The sequence below is a fragment of the Pedobacter sp. BAL39 genome (genome assembly GCF_000170795.1).
In the GTDB taxonomy this organism is placed as follows: Bacteria; Bacteroidota; Bacteroidia; order Sphingobacteriales; family Sphingobacteriaceae; genus Pedobacter.
The window spans coordinates 91,130-110,486 of sequence record NZ_ABCM01000006.1; the positions used below are offsets into that span (position 1 = coordinate 91,130).

A 19,357-nucleotide genomic window follows, 5' to 3' on the forward strand; every position below is an offset into this window, starting at 1 on the left:
AATGACCGATTTCTTGCAATCACCAGTAAATCCAACGTAGGGGTGTTTATTTCATTTTAGTTACCTTTGCGGCACCAACTCTATAACCAGATGATGAAGTTCAAACGATCGTTCCCCTTTCTTTCCATAATTACATATACCATTTTACTTACTGCATGTCATGATGCCAGGAAACTGCCGATTCTTGGGCCAAGAGAAGCAGAAACAATCACAACGAGTGATGGAAAAATTACGGTGGATACAGTTTATCAGACTATCCCTGATTTCAAATTCCTTAATCAGGATAGTACCTACATCAGCAATGAGCAATTTAAAGACAAAATATACATTGCTGATTTCTTTTTCACTTCCTGCTCTACCATCTGTCCCACCATGCACAGGAATATGAAAACCATATTTGAGAAATATAAAGACAACCCCGATGTTAAATACCTTTCCCACACAATAGATTTCAAATACGACAAACCCTCTGTATTGAAAAGATATGCGCAAAAACTTGGTGTCGATGGAAGCCAGTGGCAGTTTGTATATGGTACAAAAGACAGTATATATAAACTCGCAGAATACAGCTACCTGGTGGCAGTAATGGAAGATACTACTGCCAGGGACGGATATGTCCACCAGGGATGGTTAGTCCTCATTGATCGGCAGAGACGAATCAGAGGGGCTTACGACGGTACGAATCCTGAGCAGGTGGCACAACTAATGAAAGATATTCCAGTGTTATTAAATGAAGATAGAAAATAGATTATGCGCAAAGTTATCATCTGTATCTTATCCTTAAGCTGTATTGCCACCATCATTTATTCCTGCCAAAATGCGAACCAGATCAAGCAAGATGTTTATTATGTGAATGGCCGCGACATCTATATCAAAAACTGTCAGAATTGCCATGGCAGTAATGGAGAAGGTCTCGCCGCACTTAGTCCTCCATTAACTGACTCGATTTTTCTTAAAGCTAATAAACATCAGATCGCCTGTTTCATCAAAAATGGCATCAACACGAAGATAACCGTTGCCGGACGCAATTATGAAGAAAATATGCCAGCTGTAGATCATCTGGCGGATATTGATATCGCACAAGTGATCGTATACGTCACAAATAATTTTGGTAATAGACAGGGAATGTATACCCCTGAACAAGTGAAGGCAGATCTGAACAAATGCAAATAGACAATTATCAAACCTAATGGCATAAACCTGCCACCGAAAACAGTATTAATCTCCGTTTGAGAACAAATGATTAACATTATGACTAAAACCTCGTTCATAAATGTTCCTCAGGCAAAATAAACGCCCCTTTTTTATATCTTTGCACCAAAATGCAAGCTGTTCTATCGCTGCGATTCGTCGGAGAGGAAAGTCCGGGCAACACAGAGCATCTCGCTTCCTAACGGGAAGAGGCTCAGGAATGAACGCCTGAGTTATGGAAAGTGCCGCAGAAAACACACCGCCAATGGCTTTTAAGCACAGGCAAGGTTGAAAACGTGAGGTAAGAGCTCACGAGTATTCCGGGCGACCGGATTGCTGGTAAACCCCGGGAGTTGAAAGACCAAATAGGCTAACGCATGTAGGGCTGCTCGTCCGATGTTAGTGGGTAGGTCGTTAGAGATAAATGGCAACATTTATAGTAGATTAATGGTAGAAACAGGATCTCGGTCCTATACAGAACCCGGCTTACAGGCTTGCATTTTTTTATTTTATCAATGATTGTTGATAAAAATAATATATTCGTATCCTAATAAATGATGAGCATTACCATATGGCAAAATTATTAATAATTGATGATGAGCGCGCGATAAGAAGTACCCTACGCGAAATCCTTGAATATGAGAACTACGAAGTTGAGGATATCGATAATGGTGTCGACGGATTGGAACTCATTAAGAAAAAGAAGTTTGACCTGGTACTATGTGACATAAAGATGAATAAGATGGACGGCATGGAAGTGTTGGAGCAGGCACTGGCTTATAGTCCAGACCTCCCATTCATCATGATCTCCGGTCATGGTACCGTAGAAACAGCAATTGAAGCGAGTAAAAAAGGAGCTTTTGACTTCATCTCAAAACCACCTGACCTTAACCGCCTGCTGATTACCGTAAGAAATGCGCTCGACAGAGGTACCCTGGTAACCGAAACCAAGGTACTCAAAAGAAAAGCAAGTAAAACACGGGATATCCTAGGTAGCTCAGAGAGTATCGGCAAAATAAAAGAAACGATTGAACGCGTTGCTCCAACTGATGCTCGTGTACTCATTACCGGAGCGAACGGAAGTGGTAAAGAACTTGTTGCGCGTTGGTTGCATGAAAAATCAAACCGAGCGGAAAGTCCCCTTATTGAGGTGAATTGTGCAGCTATCCCTTCTGAATTAATTGAAAGTGAACTCTTTGGACATGAAAAGGGATCTTTTACCTCGGCTGTTAAACAGCGTATAGGAAAATTTGAACTTGCCAATGGAGGAACGTTATTTCTGGATGAGATTGGCGATATGAGTCTTTCTGCCCAGGCAAAGGTATTACGTGCGCTTCAGGAGCATAAAATTAGCCGCGTTGGTGGTGAAAAGGAATTAGATGTGAATGTAAGAGTCCTTGCGGCAACCAATAAGGACCTGCTGAAAGAAATTGAAGACGGAAATTTTCGTATGGATTTATACCACCGGCTTAATGTGATCAATATTCACGTACCTCACCTTACTGAACGTATTGAAGACATTCCGGAAATTGCCCAACAGTTTTTGGACGACATTTGCAGGGATTATGGAATGCCTGTTAAGAAAATCAGTGACGGTGCCATGTCAGCACTTCAATCTTTACCATGGACAGGGAATGTCCGTGAACTACACAATATGATTGAACGTCTGATCATCCTTAGCGATAAAGTGATCACTGAACATGACGTTGCTGCATTTGCTAACCCAGGAGGAGGCACCAATATAGGTGCTGCAACGGGAAGTCAGGTAGCCACATCAACAGCTGCACCTGTGGCAAATTTTGACAAGTTTAGTAACTTCCAGGACTACAAGGATCATGCAGAAAAGGAATTTATAAAATTCAAATTGGAGAAAAACAACTGGAATGTTTCCAAAACTGCTGATGACATTGACATTCAGCGCAGCCATCTTTACAGTAAAATTGAGAAGTTCGGATTGAAGAGAACAACCGAATCTTAAGTATACAAAAGAGGTCTTAAATACATTTAAGGCCTCTTTTTTAATCCATATAATCTGCCTGCCTAATCAGCAGCGCCCGGTACTTATTGAAAATTGAAGTTTTAGAAACAAAACCTATGTAAGTATCATTCTCATCCAGAACTGGCAATAGCCAAGCATTGTCTCTTTCCATCACTTGCAAAACCTGTTTCATGGAATCTGTCAACCTAATGTTTGCTGGTGCGGCCACCATGAGCTCTGACACCGTAAATACCTCTTCAATAGCTCTGTTGTTGTATTTTTTCAGTACCTCCTCCAAGTACACCAGCCCTTTAAAATTACCTTGCTCAACTACAGGGAACACGCTCCTCTTAGATTGCAGAATGTCAGTCATCTTGGCTGAAATCAGATCTTGTTCATTAAGTACGAGAAAATCCTTTTCAATCAAATATTTCAATTTCATCATGTGCAGTACCGTGGCATCTTTATCTTCGTGAGAAAGCAACGCGTCTTTTTCCGCGAGCGGTTTTGTGTAAATGGAATATTTATGCTTTCCTCTGTTGATCAGGTACGCTATGGCTGAAGTAATCATCAATGGCACCATCAAAATATAACCTCCTGTAATTTCGGCGATCAGGAAGACTCCTGTTAACGGTGCGTGCATTATCGCACTCAGCGATGCCGCCATTCCCGCGACAATAAAATTGGGTACGTTGAGCTGAGCAATTCCCAGCATATTCACTGTCTGCGCAACGACAAAACCCAATAACCCGCCAATAATCAAACTGGGTGCAAATGTCCCTCCATTACCACCAGCGCCAAGCGTTACCAATGTAGCAGCAGACTTGGCAAATGCAGTGACGAGCGTAAAGGTAATGACAATCCAGGGGACTGAACTGAAAGATGAGAATATACTATTTTGCACTACTGAAGCATAATTACCCGCCAATAGACTTTTAATTGTAATGTACCCTTCCCCATATAGTGTTGGAAAAAGAAAAACCATGATACCCAGCACCAGGCCACCTATAACAACCTTTTGATAAGGTGAGTGAATCTTATAAAAAAAAGATTTTATCGAATTGTTGGCCATGGTAAAGAATAGCGAGAAACCGCCAATCAGGATGGCCAAAACAATATAGAAAAACAATGCTTCCAACTTCCAGCCTTCAGTAACCAGGTAAAACAACTGCTCATTATAGAACAATCTGGCCACAACTGCGCCCGTAGCCGAAGCCAACAACAAAGGAATAAAAGCTGGAATGCTAAACTCAGGAAGCAAAATTTCAATGGCAAAAACGATTCCCGCAATCGGACTATTAAAAGCGGCCGCTATACCCGCGGCTGCACCACAGGCCAGTAGCATAGTAGTCTCGCGATAGGACAATCCCAGAAATCTGGATACCGCAGACCCTATACCACCACCACTGATTACAATTGGAGCCTCAAGTCCCGTTGAACCACCAAAGCCTACGGTAAGTGCCGAAGTGATCATCTGAGAGTAGATGTTATGAAATTTGATTTTGCTGGATCTGCTGGAAATGCTATACAGTACGGGAGTAAGTCCTGTCTCAAACTTATCCTTTCTGATAAACCTCCTTACATACATCACAGAAAGCAAAATTCCAATGAAAGGAAAGAAGAAAAAAAGATAATACTTATACTGCCAATGAAAACCATCCTGAAGGAAAGCCTCAATATGATGTGTTATGGCTTTAAGCAGAGAAGCCGCAAGTCCGGCAAGTGCACCGACAATGACAGCCGCGATCACCAGAAAATTCCTATTAGAGATCTTGGTCCTGCGATACTGATTTATAGTGTCCAGATAATTGACCATCCGTACATACATACCCCTTTATTTTTTAAGCATCAAATTTATCAAGTAATTTCAGGAGCGTCGCAAAGTCTTTAGGATAAGGGGCTTCAATAACTATATCCTGCCCATCCGTACCTTTAAATACAAGATGTCTCGCATGTAAGGCAAAACGCTTCATAATCGGTTGCTCTTCATCATCTTTAGAGATACGATATCCTTTTTTCATACTGGACAGATAAACAGGCTTGCCACGATACATATCGTCACCGGCAATTGCAGCACGCTGAGTAGCCAGATGTATCCGAATCTGATGCATACGACCAGTAATCGGTTTGCATTCAACCAGTGTATAATGCCTGTAATTTTTAATCGAATTAAAGATCGTCTCTGCACGTTTCCCTTCTTTCCGATCGATAGTTACACTTTTATTCCCATCGTTCAGAATGGGGAGATCTATGAAGAGATCATTAAAACTGAATTGACCGTCTACAATAGCGTGATAGGTCTTATTGATTTTTCGCTTTTCGAACTGAATAGCTACATTACGATAAGCTTCAGGTGTTTTAGCAATAATTATGGCACCTGAAGTCTCTTTGTCTAAACGGTGGCAAACCTGTGCATCCGGGCTATATTGCTTTGCCAGACGCAGGATATTTACTTCACCAGAACCCCCACGCTCATCCAGAGATGCTACAAATGGTGGTTTATTTACAACTATATAGTCGTCGTTTTCAAATAGGATAATGTCTTTAAAGGAAGGATATTTCAATACAGTAGATTTTATACTGCACAAAAATACTAAGAAAGTTCGAATTTATAGCCTACACCTTTTACTGTTGCCACATATCTTTCTCCTAATTTCTCACGCAGCTTACGAATATGAACATCAATTGTTCTATTCGTAACCACTACAGAGTCCTCCCAGATGTTTTTCAGAATAGACTCCCGGGTGTACACCTTCCCTGGTTTTGAAGCCAGCAGATATAAAAGTTCAAATTCCTTTTTCGCAAGCACTACCTTTTCACCGTTCTGAAAAACAAGGTAAGCTTCCCTGTCAATAACAAGATCGCCGATCTCGACTTTATTGTCGGACACCTCATCCGAACTGGAATTTCGTCTTAAAATGGCATTGATGCGGCTTACCAATGCCCGGGGTTTAATGGGCTTGGCGATATAGTCATCAGCGCCAACATTGAATCCTGCAATCTCAGAATATTCTTCACTTCTTGCAGTAAGAAACACCATGAAGGTATTTTTAAACTCGGGTATGGCACGCATTAACCTGCAGGCTTCGATACCGTCCATCTTAGGCATCATGATATCCAGGATAATGAGATCAGGATGAACCTTCTTAGCTACTGTGATACCTTCCTGTCCGTTGTTGGCAACGAAGACCTGGTAGCCCTCTTTTTTCAGGTTATATTCAATTAACTCTAAAATATCTGGTTCATCATCAACAATAAGTATCTTCTGCTTTACGGTGCTCATGGCTTTAATTATTTGTTACGAAAATAGACAATCAATTATAATATAGCGTTAAACATAAGTTAACAAATTGTTAAGCGCCCCATGTATATTAACATGAATTTAGGGTTATAGTAAAGTTTTATTTAAGAAGGCATCCAGCGCTTCTCCCCTCAATCCTTTAGCTATTATTTTTCCGCTAGGGTCTATAAGAAAGGAACTTGGAATGGCGTCAACCTGATACAACCTGACTGTAGCGCCTTCAAAGTCTTTCAGCTCGCTGGCGTGATCCCATGCTAGTTTATCTGCAGTAATGGCATTTTTCCATGCAGCAGGATCTTTATCCAGAGAAATTCCAAGCACAGTAAAATTCTCATTTTTATAAGTCTGGTAAGCCTTAACCAGGTTGGGATTTTCCTGTCTGCAAGGCATACACCACGACGCCCAGAAATCTACCATTACATATCGGCCCTTATAATCACTCAACTTAACAGGTTGTCCATTCAAGCCGTCAATAGTAAAATCAGGCGCCAGCTGCCCCACCTGTACAGCCTTCAATTTTGTCATCCTGCTAAGGAAATCAGTTACCGCAGTATTGTCATTAAAAGTCCCCTTAAGTTGATCTGCATACGCAATCATTTCAGTCTCATAGTCGGAAGGATTCAGCAAATTGATCGCATAAAATCCTGCCAATGACTTACTGTTCGCCTGGGCAAACTTCAGCACCGCGACATTGAGGGCTTCTATTTCCTGAGTATATCTCGGTCTGATCTGCTCCATTATGACATCTCTTTTATCCGGTTGAGCCGCTACCGCTTCATCAAATTCAGCCTGAATCTTACCTAAACGACTCATGTACTGATTTTTTGTTTTATTTAAAACCTCTAGTTGATCGGCATCCTGGGATCCTGTTATGGAATAGGCCATATTTTTATCAGTTAAATCAGCCGTCATTTTAATCTGATCACCATTTTTTGCAATGATCATATATTGCTTATTATCAGCCGCAATCCTAAAAAAATCTGTACCCTTTGTACTATGTGTAAATTGAAACTCCCCCTGTTCTGAAAACACAGTAGAATCCAACGGCACTGCACTATCCTTTTTAATATCAAACAGATACACCTTGCTTTTCGGCGTTGCGTGACTAAACTTACCATCTATAGTAAATCCTTTCTCGTCTTTGCAGGCACTGAACAAAACGCCTATCAATAACAAACATCCACTGATCTTCATCATATTATTTCAATTTTTCCTGTAATAGTTCATTAATTTTCTGAGCATCGGCTTTACCTTTAGCCAGCTTCATAACTTCACCGACAAAGAGCCCAAGCACTCCTTTTTTTCCCTTTTTATACGCCTGTACCTGTGCGTCATATTTCCCGAGCACCTGGTCAATGAAAACAGACAGTTCATCTTCATTTTCCTGTATCATCAGGTTCATTTCTTTAGCAAGCACCGAGGCATCTGCCGTATTGTCCTTCATCAATGCCGGAATCAGCACCTGCAGGGCAATCTGCGGGGTAAGCTGTTTGTCATCTACCATATTAATAACATCTGCAAGCTGCTCCGGAAGTAACTGAAAATCGGCAACACCCATTTCTTTTTCATTCAGCAACGCACGTATAGGACCGGTCAGCCAGTTGACGAGACTCTTTGGTGTATTGATACTTTTTAAAGCAGCGTTAAAATAATAAAGCAACGGCACATCTTCAGCAAAAATTGTTGCTTCTGAAAAAGTCAATCCAAAAGACTCCACCAGGTAGTTAGAAATCTCCGAAGGCAACGCAGGCATCTCAAACTTCATCTGTGCCAACCACTCATCCGAGATATGCACGGGTGCCAGATCAGGATCTGGAAAGTAGCGATAGTCATTAGCTTCCTCTTTCGTCCGCATAGGTGATGTCGTTCCTTGTTCTGCATCAAAATTCAGCGTACTCTGTATAATTTTACCCCCAGCTATGATTAGCTCCCGTTGACGGTTGAATTCAAATTCCATAGCCCTACGTACATTTCTGATGGAGTTCAAATTTTTAACCTCACAACGCGTTCCAAATTCCATAGCACCCGCTTCACGAATAGAAATGTTGGCATCACAGCGTAAGCTGCCTTCCTCCATATTTCCGTCACTTACATCGAGATGGCGCACCAGTTTTCTGATTTCAGTGAGCAATGCAGATGCTTCTTCAGCAGAACGGATATCGGGTTCCGTCACAATCTCAATAAGTGGTACCCCCGCCCTGTTTAGGTCGACAAAGGAGAACTGCTCATCCTGGTCGTGTATGCTCTTACCCGCATCTTCTTCGAGGTGAATCCTGTTGATGCCAATCCGTTTTTCTTCGCCATTGGCAAGCACAACATTTAAAAAGCCATTCTGGCAAATTGGTTTATTGTCTTGTGTGATCTGATAACCTTTGGGAAGGTCTGCATAAAAATAATTCTTCCTGTCAAAATAATTGAGCTGATTGATCGTGCAATTCAGCGCGAGCCCCATTCTTACGGCTTTAGCAACCACTTCCTTGTTTAACTTGGGCAATGCACCCGGCAAAGCGAGGGAAACAGCGGAAATGTGCGCATTTGGCTTTGCTCCAAATGCTGCACTGTCTGAAGAAAATATCTTTGATTTCGTATTTAACTGTACGTGGATCTCTAAACCAGATACCAATTCAAATTCCGATGTAGAAATATCGTGATGCGTACTCATTTATTGGTCTTGATTAAACTTAATTTTCAAAAGTGTCAGATAGCAAATATAACCAATTAAGTTTAATCAGGATTGGATTTTATTGCCTCATCAATGTGTAAACTTCACTCATATATAAGGCCTCATCAATCGCCATTTTGAAAAGCTCAAACTCTTCATAGTCAAAGGCAAAACAAATATCCTCATGAGGAGTATGCACAATGACACGTTCCTCCTCGTCGGGAAAGGGAAGACTATTTTTGTAGAAAGGCAGCTCATTAACCGTCTTTCGGAACTCCTGAAAAGCCTCTGCACTGAAATTCACCAACAGGTTATTGTGCCAAAGGTAGTATGTCCCACAGCCCATACATCCGCTAACAATAGTCTGGTCTCTGGCACTTAAAATTCTTGTCTTACACATGATGATCGTGTTTATAATTATAGCTTTAATTTTAATCTGTTTTCGAGCATTAATGGCTCCCGTACATCATAAACTGAATCTTGAGATTGCTTTTTTAACGTTACATCGGCAACCGCAGACCTTGATAAAGAACCTCTGGCATCAGGTTGGGCAATTAAAGTCATCACTTTGTTTAAAATTGCGGGGGCAGACGCTCCAAAGCCGTCGTTTTCAACCAATATATCCGCCTGCATACCATCAAAATAATCCGATGAACCTTTGGCATTTCGGATTAAAAAACTAATCATAAAAAGGGAATAGTTTTCAATCTTAATTCCAAATGAGCCCACAGGTTTTCCGAGAGTGGTACTACCCAGTAGTTTCACCGGAAAATAGGGTCTGAGAACATTGATCAGGAGCTCACTAGCGGAGGCCGTATTGCCATTTACAAGAAAACAAACATCCTTAACTGTTGTCAACTTCCCCTTTTTTTGGAACAAAAATGTATTACCGGCAACTGAAAAATCAACATCAGCATAAGTTGCAGGACGGCCGTCAATGACCACAGGCTGATGCTCAGCATCATAATATCTTTGATTTTCGAGAATACGTACCTTTCCAGCCTGCATGCCGGTATTGAAATGCTCACTATACATTTTCCTGCCATTCAGTTCCTGACCGGCAATAAGATTGGCGAGATATTCTGCCGTTTCAATATATCCTCCCCTATTATCCCTTAAATCGACAATCAGCGTTGTTACACCCGCAACATAAAACCGTTCGAAGACGTTATCCAGGGGTACTTGCTGTATGGAAAGATTTGCAAATTCCCCAATGCGGAGATATCCAGTTTTTCCGGAGACTTCTGAAGCGATTCCAGCAGTACCATTTCCTTCCAAAGCAGCCACTGGTCCACTGGAAAAGCTCCCGTTTTCAATATAAGAATACTTGGATAATCCTACTAAATCCGTTTTTTCATACGGAAGTCCGGTTGCGGGATTAAGCTTATATTGGGTCAGCGCGTATAACTCTTGTTTGGCATTCAACAAATCTGTCCCTGCTGTCGTGAACTTCCTGGGATTAAAGGTATCATAGTCGGGAAATACATCATTCCATAAGTAAATATACTTTGCATATAAATAAATTGAATCTAAGGTAAACTCTTGCCTTGTGCCCGTTGTAGGCGATTCAGGCTTAGGTTCGGGCTCGACGTCGTTCTTTTTACAAGCAACAAAACTGCTGACCAGAATGGTCAGCAGTATCAGTAAACAGAGTTGATTTCTATTTTTCATTAGGAATGATGTGATGGTTGCATTTATTTAGTAGTTAGATCCATACTTCCCTTCTTCGCAACGTAATACCTGAAGTTTGCGTACCCAAGTTTGTCGGGAATATAGTCCGCAAACACCGGATTCGATAAACCGCCTTTATAAAAGCTCTGATACTCCAGTTTGGCATAACGACCATCGGTAAGTTTTAAAATAACAGTTTTATTTTTAAATGGAACTACGTGCGATGCCGAGCCATTTTCATTATAAATCCATTGTGCCCATTGCATATTGTTCTCTGCTTCTACGTTGTTTTTGAGATATAACCCCAGCCTGCCGGTTTCATCAAATTCACTTCCCGCAGGAACGGTAGTCACCTCATCAAATGATTTTCCTGTATACGTCATGGTCACCCTTCCCGCTCCTCCATAAAATGGTACATCTGAGTTGTCGGTTGTTCCCAGGTTCGGATAGATAACCGATCCATATTGGTTGAAAAAGCAAAAGTCCCAATCCGACGTCGAAGCCTTATCCGCTTCCACAAACTTCATTGCATCCAGGGAAAAAAGTATATATATACGCCTTGAGCTTTCAACTTTTAAATCCTTTACATTGACAACACCTTTTTTATCTATAGTTACCCATTCGTTAATAATTTGCTCTTTGGGTTCTTCCGGCTCAATTACAGCGGGTTCATCTTTTTTACAGCTAGCTAAAGTAAAAATCAGTATAATAGCGAAAAAAGAAAATTTATTTAGTTTCATTGGTCTATTTGTTAGTATTCTTTTAATTGAAACCTGCATAATGACAGATTTTAAATATTTTTAATCAGCAAAGCCCCGGGGAGCCGTTAGCAAAAACGCTTATTAAAGTTCAGCGTATTTAAATTTGAAATAAGGGAAGTTTGTTGCTGCAGATGCGGCATTTGGTGTACCATTTTCATAAAGACTCTCTAACTGAATCTTAAATAAAGTACCATCAACTGCTTTGTAAATTAATGTTCTTCCTGTAAGGGCCTGTAGGATATGAACTGAGAAGTCATAATTATACCATCCTGGTCCTGTGTAACGTGTTGAAGGAGGAGTCGGGAAATTGATGGTATTTTCTTTGCCAATAATGGTCCTTACATTTGTAAGACTAAAATCACTGGCAACAACATCACAATATGCTTTGTCCACATAGGCAAGCTGGCCACCGCTAACTGCACTTACATCGCCATTTGCAGTACCCGTGAAAACAAGATCGTATGCTCCAGAATTTCCACCTTTGTTATCAAATAAATTGAAATAATACGTAGTTGCCCTGTCGTGTGGATCTGCAGGGGTTGGATTAATCGTTCCCTGGAAGAAGTTGAGCACGTGGTACGACTGACAAGCTGTATTGTTTGCGTCTCTTGAAATGGTACCTCCACCATCAGTAATGGCTACAGCACTTGCTCCTGGTACGATGGTTACAGCTTGTGCATCGTTAAGCTTAAGACCAGCATTTTGTGATGATTCACTGTCTTTTTTACAAGATGACATTACAGTTAGTGCAGTAAATAATACAAGTGCACCTTTAAAATAGTTTTTTTTCATAATTTTGTTTTTTTTGTGAGCAATGGCAGAGGTTGATCCTGAACAGTTTAAACTCTGCCATGCCATGAATTAAGAGGGATTAATTGGTAGTAATATTCCGGCTCCCCGGAGTTTGCTGAATAAAGTATCTGAAATTAAGGAAGGGTGCCAGATTCTTCGAATTGGGATCTTCCCACCAAGGAGGAGTACCAGGATTGTCCTTGTATAAATTGATCAGCTGCATCTTCACAAATCTGTTATCACGCAACTTCAGTATCATCGTATTAGTTTTAAATGGATAAAGGGCATGTGTTCCCAATCGGTAAAAACCCCAACTGAGGATCGCTGATGTTTCATCGAGTGAAACAGGAATTACACTTCTTACCATCGCATCCTCAGGAGCCTCTTTCAAATCATCAAATGGTGTTGCCACTACGCGGATCTTACCTTCTCCCGCAAGCCAGTCATCGGTGGTAGCATTGGTATGAACAGATGAATTATACATATCATCCATATAAAAATGCCATGTCGCTGTTGAGGCCCAGCGGTATTTAGCATCAGTATTCAGGTTGTGGTTATCACCAAGAATGACCGAATGCGTATCAAAGTTGAATCCTAGCGGACGGTGTCCCTCGGATGCCCCCTTGCCCACGTCAGGAGCAGGAAGGTTTACAACATACACCACATTATATTTCTCATCCAGATATACATAATCTGAAACTTTTTTAACTCTGGCTGGCACCCAGTTAGTACCTGCCAGCTTTGCCGTATCCGACACATCAGGGCGCTCCGGATCGACATCATCTTTGGAACAGGCGAACATCAACATACTGCACAATAGAAGCATCGCCCATAATTTCATTTCTTTCATTAGTTGTTCGTTATTTTAGTAAAATCTTTAGAACCATCTTTAAGGATGGTATATTTGAAGGTGATATAAGGGGCTTTATCGGCTAACGTGGGACTCAGCGGACTGCCCTTATAGAAACTGTAGATGATCAGTTTTGCGTAATTGCCCTTAGCTGTCTTAATAATGATTGGTCTGGGCAGGTTATAAACAATATGGCCTCTCTCTTTATCGCCAGGAAACATCACCCCATAGAAGTCATAAAACGCATACCCATGACTACTTCCTAAAAAGTAATCAAGGCTCAGATATCCGTTAATCATCAATTGCGTATCCGCAACTGTTACCGACTGAACTTTAGAATAAGCTTCATCAAGTAGACTCTTATCTATAGGCACCTGCTTTGGCTGATGTTTCACTGCATCATAATACTTCGCATCTACTACAGGATCAACCACAAGGTAAGCACCTCCTCTACCAGTCCCTCCTTTTGCAGGATTGTATTCAGCGGCACCGTTGTTTGCCCATATACTGCTATTGTAGATCCCGGTAAAGGCAATGTCCCATTGATCTGATTTCGCATACGCTTCAGGAACAACACGCCCGTCTTCCAGGCTATAATATACAGGTTTGAAACCGCCATCTCCCGTACCATCCTGTCCTCCCATACTAACATTAAGGTCTCCTGGAAGCGCTGTTACCGTATACTCACCGCTTTTTGTCACCGTTGCAGCCGGCAACTCAGGCAACTCTTCTTCGGGTTTACCAGGATCATCCTTCGAGCAGGATTGGATTAAAAATGGACCAACAAGTATTAAAATGAAAGGTATAATTTTTTGTATTTTCATATCATGGGCGTTTAATGTGTGTTTAGATCTCTACTACCATCTTCCTGTACGTAATACCGGAAAGTAAAATAGGGGGCTGGCCAATGTAGGTCCGTCACCGTAGCCGGATTTCCTTTATAGATATTCAGCACTTCCAACTTGGCAAACTTGCCAGCGGCCGTTAGAAAAACAAAGGTTCTGCCTTTCACCGGTACAGAAATGTGTGTTCTCAGATCATAGAAGTACCAACCTTTATAATATGGCTGCGGATACTTGTCCCAGCCTACAAATGATAGGTTATCCCTTTGCATTTCCGCCAGTGTAGGTGCCATTGTCACTTCCTGGTAAGGCTTTTCAATTGCCACAATTAATCCCTTCCCTTCGCCACCATACCCAGGACTGAGCGGGTCAGCACCACTATTTACCTTTATCATGGAATTGTATATTCCTGTGAATGCAAGGTCCCAGCTTAGCGTTTTTGCATAGGTTACTGTATCTTTAATTTGTGCTTTATCACTGAGGCGAAAATAAAAGTCTTCAAAAGGACGTTTTACTTTGCCATCCACTCCATCAGCCATGGATGCCCCGAGATCGCCGGGAAGATCTTTGACGATTGTGCTTTTCCCATCTTCTAATTGTGGGCTCTCCTGATCTTTAGTGCAGGATGCAAATCCCACTGAGAGTACAAAAAGCAAAATGATATCTCTACTAATTCGTTTCATATTCTGTTGTTTTACTGATTGAGCGCCTATAATAAGATGAGCAGCATCACTTATTTATTTTTAATCAGTCTAAATAAGCATACAAATATGTGCTTTTATATTCACAATAAAGCAACGGAAATGGGATTTTTTTTAACGATTTCGGGATAAAACGATGTTTCTCGGGCGAGAATGAGCGTTAAAAAGAAATTATTTTTTTATTAAGGTAATCAAATTAAGTATAAATAGCTTCTAGCGACTATTTATACTTACTGATATTGAAAAACTAATCTTCGTCAGATTTTATTTCACTTGGCAGAATACCGAAGTACCTTTTGAAGGCATCAGTAAGGTGACTTTGATGGTTAAACCCAACAGCCACGGCGACCTGTCCGATGCTTTTCCGCTCCTCAAGAATCAACCTCCGCGCCTCCTCCATCCTGAGCCTGGTTACATAACCGTAAATCGTAGTGCCGTAATATTCTTTGAATCCTCTTTTCAGCTTAAATTCATTGAGACCGATCTGCTTTGACAGTTCAATGATGGTCGGAGGATAAGTATAACCTTTATCCAGAATCTCGCGCGCGTTTTCAATCTTTTTCAGGTCATCCTGTTTGATCAGGTACTTCTCTACCTCAACACCCGATTGCATTTGCTCAAGCTGGAGCATCAATAGCTCCAAAATCTTAGACTCAGTATGCAATCTTTTCAGCTCACCGGTACGCTTACACTCGCAGATATCATTGATCACCCTTTTCATCTCAGTTGTCACAGGGAGGTCCTTTGCAGCAAAAGAGGTATATTTTCCCTTCAGAATCTCCCTTACAAAATCGGTATGCAGCAGAGAATGCTGGTCAATCAAATGAAAATAATAGGCTTTTGATAAAACAAGGAGAAAATATTTATATTCAATATCAGGCATCATCGGGTACTTACCTTTGATAGATGGGATATAACGGATGTTGTGCCGGCTCCCAATCCGACGTGGATTTTTACCAAAATCCTTGTCCGCGACAGTGCTGCTACCATAGAAGATAAACTGCGAGGTGATCGTCTCTCCTTCCACTTCCGAAAGCACCTTAACATGCTCACTGAATTGCATCGTCGAATGAACAAGAAAAAGTCCACCTGTACTCAGCTGGTAGTTGATCAGCTTCTGGGCAGGGAGACTTTTTATATTTACATGCTTTTCAGACAATGGTGTTTTCGACGTGTATATTTCCGGGAGTTCCTCTATAAATAACCACTCATCCGATCCTTCAATTTTGGATTTTATTTTCATGTAAATTTGTAGCGTCTAACTGACAACGGACACAGGTCCGAATACTTCAGAAAAATGAGAAAAAGTATCATTCGCGGACTGAATAGCAATTGCCTCTTCAGTTTCCGTACCTGCCTGTGCATTCATAACACCCACAAAGGTGCCCCACTTTTGCCCTGTCGCTTCTCCATATCCCGAAAAGAATGAAACTCCCTTGGTAATTCCGCCCTTCTCCAGCATTTTTACAATGATCGGCCCACCCATAATTGAACCTTCCATTACATATAATGCGCCAAGGGCTTGCAATATGTTAGTGATTTCAGGCACCGTAGTGTCCGGCAACCCGTGAACATCAGCACCAAGCTCTTCAATATCACGTTTTAGGTAAGCTGAATTCCTTCTCTCCTGATAATCCGGCAACAGTTCTGTTGTAATAAAGGGAGAAATGGCCTGCTCAACATGATTAAAATACGCATAGAAATGCTTCAGGAAGTCAGCATAACCAGCATCGCTGCGGATGTCCTTTAACTTCTTAACTACTTTTTTTTCCAGTTCTAGGTGCGCTTCTTTTGTAGCGTCTTTAATTGAGGTACTTAGCATATCATTATAGTTTTATGTGTAATTCTTTTTTTATATTTTAGGGATGTCTTACGACAATCATTATCAAAAAGCCAATCCCGATTCTTTTACATCAATCTTTAAAAAAGCGCCAGCTCAGCCCTGCTAAAATAGCCCTTCCTTGTTGGGCAGGCATCAACTGATCCCGATAATTAAACAAGTTATCTGCCGTCATCTGAACCTGTAAATGTTTGTTTGACAACGTCTTTTGCAAAGCAACATTGAACAGAAAGTAGCTACTCACAAACTTGTCATAACGATCCAGGAAATTGTTTGCCCTGTTGTCCTCCATAAAGCCATACTTGCTCCTGTAATTTATCCTGAACGAACCTGTAATACCTGTATGTACATGATCATAGGCTACCTTTAGATTAGCCATGTGCCTCGATCTGTTACTCATGCCGAAATAATCAGCCCTCACAGAACGTCTTACACTCCTGCTCGGAACATCATAAAATTCAGCATATAAGCCGGTACCATTTTTTATAGAATCCACAACACCTTTGTCGATTGCATATAACAACTGGTAACCGGCTGAGAGGCTTAATGATTTTGTTGCAGCCCAGTTTATACCGACTTCCGCCCCGGTGATAAATGCCTTTGCAACATTGAAATAAGTATACACCTGTTGTCCATTTTCCTTTTGGGCCACGGGTTCAGAATTGATAAAGTTTCTTACATCATTATAAAACACATTAACATCCATCTTGATGTTCTTCAGTGGCTTAAGAATGAAACCCGCATTGTAGTTGACCGACCGTTCCGGCTTCAGCTGCCCTACCCGATTTGAAATGACCGAAACTCCCGTAATCTGCCCGGTGGATATAAGATATGCTATTTCACGGTCAAATTCCTCCGACCCAATCACTGTATATCCCGTCTGGGCATTGGTAAAAACGAGATAGAGTTGCTGAAAATTCGGTGTTTTAAATCCAGTACCTACGGCTGCGCGAAATGTCAGATAGTCGGCTGCTTTATAATTCAACCCCAGACTCGGGTTCAACTTGGCCCCATATTTATTGTGGTGGTCAAATCTCGCTCCACCCGTCAGGTCGATTTTATTGGTAAGGTTAAGCTGCCCCTGTGCATAAACAAAGGTATTCGACATGTCCTTCCTTCCCGTATAAGATGAATGATCCAGCAATTCATATGCGCCGCCGGCTCCTGCAGTCATCTCCAGCAAATCTCCAATACTACGGGCCGCCTGAACCTCAACACGATGCAGATATTGCTTAAAACGGCTTCCCGGCATCACCTCATTGGTACTGAGGTCAGTGATGTCCTGAGCTGTCTGATATCTCGTCAGATAATATTGTGTCTTTAGGCGCGTCCCATCTTTAAAAATATTATTCAATGATACAGAGCCGTTAAGATCGTATTCATCCATGATATCCTTCGTCGGCCGCACCCCAAAAGACATCTCATTGGTAGAATGACGTGTATTATACCTGCCATTCATACTCAATGTACTCCGCTCGGCAAGCAGGTACCGCCCCCTTCCTTGAAAAGCAAAGCTATTGAAGGGAGGAGCCGTTTTTCCTTCCTGAAGAAAAGGATTGGAATTGAACCCATCAGTACGGTAATAATTCGCAGAAAGGTTTACCGACCCTCGCTTACCCGCAAACGGAGTCTCTCCTTCTAATGTAGCATCCAACATATTAAAGCTGCCATACCGAACCGCAGCCCTACCTTGTGCTGCTGCTACATTTTTCCGCGTGACAATATTGATGACGCCGGCCAGCGCCTCGCTTCCAAACAGACAGGACGAAGCTCCTTTAATGATTTCTATCCTTTCAATATTAGAAACAGTAATCCTCGACAAATCGAAATTTCCATTATTCCTTCCTACCATCGGTTGCCCGTCAATCATGATCATCGTATAACCACTGTCAAATCCCTGCATTTGCAACCCCACAGCACGGTTCCCCGAACCAATATCGTTAACAATGGCAAGACCGGTCTGCTCTTTTAACACCTCATCTAAACGTCTGCTGCCCATTTTTTCTATCTCATCCCTGGTGATTACCAAACTGGGCATCGTCGTTTTTGTCATGTCAATGAAGTTATCTGGATTTCCATGAACGCCATTTACATTTACTTCTTTAAGAGATTTATCCTGATGTATCAACCGGATAACCAAGGTATTTTTGCTTCCCGGTACAATGTCTACTTCCCGACTGTAGATGGCAAATCCGATGGCGTCAACACGCAGGGTATAGGTTCCGGTATACAATCCCTCAATCGTAAATGCTCCGTTTTTGTCTGTCAATGCACGCTTTCTGTCTGGATCCACTGTTACAGTAATACCTGACAGAGGTTTATCATGCTCATCATATACGATACCTGTTAACTTTTCTTTGCCATTCAAGCCATAAGCCGAATACACAACAAGAAAAAACAACACCAGTAAATAATACCTTTTATAAGGATAATCGTACATTTAAAAATAGTTAATAGTTTTTAATCAGTCTAAATAAGATACAAATATGCTGAGATAAACTAATAATCAGGCAACGCAGAGCGGATTTTATTTGGCTTTTTCGGGATAGATTTTACGCAATCGGGATAAAAACAAACATATAAGGGTGTTATCCATTGGTAAAAACATCTTTGACACTAAAAGACAAAATGCTATAAAACAGCACATTAAATAAACACATGATTCTAAAATATAGGATAACACAATTAGCAAAATCAAACCATACCAATACCGACAATTCAAACAAACTATTTGGAATCAATATAATTAAGCCTTCCTTTGTATGCTC

18 protein-coding genes and 1 other RNA gene are annotated in these 19,357 nt (G+C 41.3%); 4 read left to right on the forward strand and 15 right to left on the reverse strand.

Translation table 11 applies throughout. The features are described 5' to 3' along the window. The first annotated feature begins 90 nt into the window (after window positions 1-90). From PBAL39_RS09880 to PBAL39_RS09890, 4 genes are all read left to right on the forward strand, one after another. On the forward strand, window positions 91-747 hold the full coding sequence (locus tag PBAL39_RS09880; protein WP_008240852.1) for an SCO family protein: 657 nt from the start codon (window positions 91-93) through the stop codon (window positions 745-747). Window positions 748-750: 3 nt separating this feature from the next. Continuing rightward, window positions 751-1,173, forward strand: a complete 423-nt coding sequence (locus PBAL39_RS09885; protein WP_008240853.1) for a cytochrome c — start codon at window positions 751-753, stop codon at window positions 1,171-1,173. Window positions 1,174-1,321: 148 nt separating this feature from the next. Continuing rightward, an RNA gene (rnpB, locus tag PBAL39_RS24635) (RNase P RNA component class A) lies at window positions 1,322-1,696 on the forward strand. A 66-nt stretch (window positions 1,697-1,762) separates the two neighbouring features. Then, window positions 1,763-3,169, forward strand: a complete 1,407-nt coding sequence (locus PBAL39_RS09890) for a sigma-54 dependent transcriptional regulator (protein ID WP_008240854.1) — start codon at window positions 1,763-1,765, stop codon at window positions 3,167-3,169. 40 nt (window positions 3,170-3,209) lie between these two features. On the opposite strand, the gene PBAL39_RS09895 is transcribed toward PBAL39_RS09890, so the two are convergent. From PBAL39_RS09895 to PBAL39_RS09965, 15 genes are all read right to left on the reverse strand, one after another. Further along, window positions 3,210-4,997 (reverse strand): chloride channel protein, encoded by a 1,788-nt coding sequence (locus tag PBAL39_RS09895; RefSeq protein WP_008240855.1) that lies wholly within the window; start codon window positions 4,995-4,997, stop codon window positions 3,210-3,212. Window positions 4,998-5,010: 13 nt separating this feature from the next. After that, window positions 5,011-5,733 (reverse strand): RluA family pseudouridine synthase, encoded by a 723-nt coding sequence (locus PBAL39_RS09900; RefSeq protein WP_008240863.1) that lies wholly within the window; start codon window positions 5,731-5,733, stop codon window positions 5,011-5,013. 29 nt (window positions 5,734-5,762) lie between these two features. Then, window positions 5,763-6,452: a response regulator transcription factor gene (locus tag PBAL39_RS09905; RefSeq protein WP_008240865.1), complete on the reverse strand. Its 690-nt coding sequence runs from the start codon at window positions 6,450-6,452 to the stop codon at window positions 5,763-5,765. Between the two features lie 105 nt (window positions 6,453-6,557). Continuing rightward, entirely contained in the window at window positions 6,558-7,667 is a 1,110-nt protein-coding gene (locus tag PBAL39_RS09910) for a TlpA disulfide reductase family protein (RefSeq protein ID WP_008240880.1), read from the reverse strand. A gap of 1 nt (window position 7,668) precedes the next feature. Then, a complete protein-coding gene (gene gatB / locus PBAL39_RS09915) occupies window positions 7,669-9,132 on the reverse strand; it encodes an Asp-tRNA(Asn)/Glu-tRNA(Gln) amidotransferase subunit GatB (RefSeq protein ID WP_008240881.1) in 1,464 nt (487 codons plus the stop codon). 79 nt (window positions 9,133-9,211) lie between these two features. After that, window positions 9,212-9,532, reverse strand: a complete 321-nt coding sequence (locus PBAL39_RS09920) for a DUF6686 family protein (protein WP_232282927.1) — start codon at window positions 9,530-9,532, stop codon at window positions 9,212-9,214. A 17-nt stretch (window positions 9,533-9,549) separates the two neighbouring features. Next, window positions 9,550-10,560, reverse strand: coding sequence for a S41 family peptidase (locus tag PBAL39_RS09925; RefSeq protein ID WP_157273976.1), 1,011 nt, complete (start codon window positions 10,558-10,560; stop codon window positions 9,550-9,552). Between the two features lie 266 nt (window positions 10,561-10,826). Beyond that, window positions 10,827-11,543 carry an HmuY family protein gene (locus tag PBAL39_RS09930; RefSeq protein ID WP_008240884.1) on the reverse strand — a complete coding sequence of 239 codons (717 nt, stop codon included), beginning with the start codon at window positions 11,541-11,543 and terminating at the stop codon, window positions 10,827-10,829. A 102-nt stretch (window positions 11,544-11,645) separates the two neighbouring features. After that, window positions 11,646-12,356: a hypothetical protein gene (locus tag PBAL39_RS09935; protein ID WP_157273977.1), complete on the reverse strand. Its 711-nt coding sequence runs from the start codon at window positions 12,354-12,356 to the stop codon at window positions 11,646-11,648. A 79-nt stretch (window positions 12,357-12,435) separates the two neighbouring features. Then, window positions 12,436-13,206, reverse strand: coding sequence for a hypothetical protein (locus tag PBAL39_RS09940; protein ID WP_008240886.1), 771 nt, complete (start codon window positions 13,204-13,206; stop codon window positions 12,436-12,438). Continuing rightward, complete coding sequence (locus tag PBAL39_RS09945) at window positions 13,206-14,030, reverse strand: HmuY family protein (RefSeq protein ID WP_008240887.1); 825 nt, start codon at window positions 14,028-14,030, stop codon at window positions 13,206-13,208. The genes PBAL39_RS09940 and PBAL39_RS09945 overlap by 1 nt, the downstream gene beginning before the upstream one ends. Before the next feature lie 11 nt (window positions 14,031-14,041). After that, window positions 14,042-14,731, reverse strand: a complete 690-nt coding sequence (locus PBAL39_RS09950; RefSeq protein WP_008240888.1) for an HmuY family protein — start codon at window positions 14,729-14,731, stop codon at window positions 14,042-14,044. A 265-nt stretch (window positions 14,732-14,996) separates the two neighbouring features. Next, window positions 14,997-15,992, reverse strand: a complete 996-nt coding sequence (locus tag PBAL39_RS09955) for a helix-turn-helix transcriptional regulator (protein WP_008240889.1) — start codon at window positions 15,990-15,992, stop codon at window positions 14,997-14,999. 15 nt (window positions 15,993-16,007) lie between these two features. Beyond that, a complete protein-coding gene (locus PBAL39_RS09960; RefSeq protein ID WP_008240890.1) occupies window positions 16,008-16,571 on the reverse strand; it encodes a biliverdin-producing heme oxygenase in 564 nt (187 codons plus the stop codon). Between the two features lie 91 nt (window positions 16,572-16,662). After that, window positions 16,663-19,029: a TonB-dependent receptor gene (locus tag PBAL39_RS09965; RefSeq protein WP_008240891.1), complete on the reverse strand. Its 2,367-nt coding sequence runs from the start codon at window positions 19,027-19,029 to the stop codon at window positions 16,663-16,665. Between the last annotated feature and the right edge of the window lie 328 nt (window positions 19,030-19,357).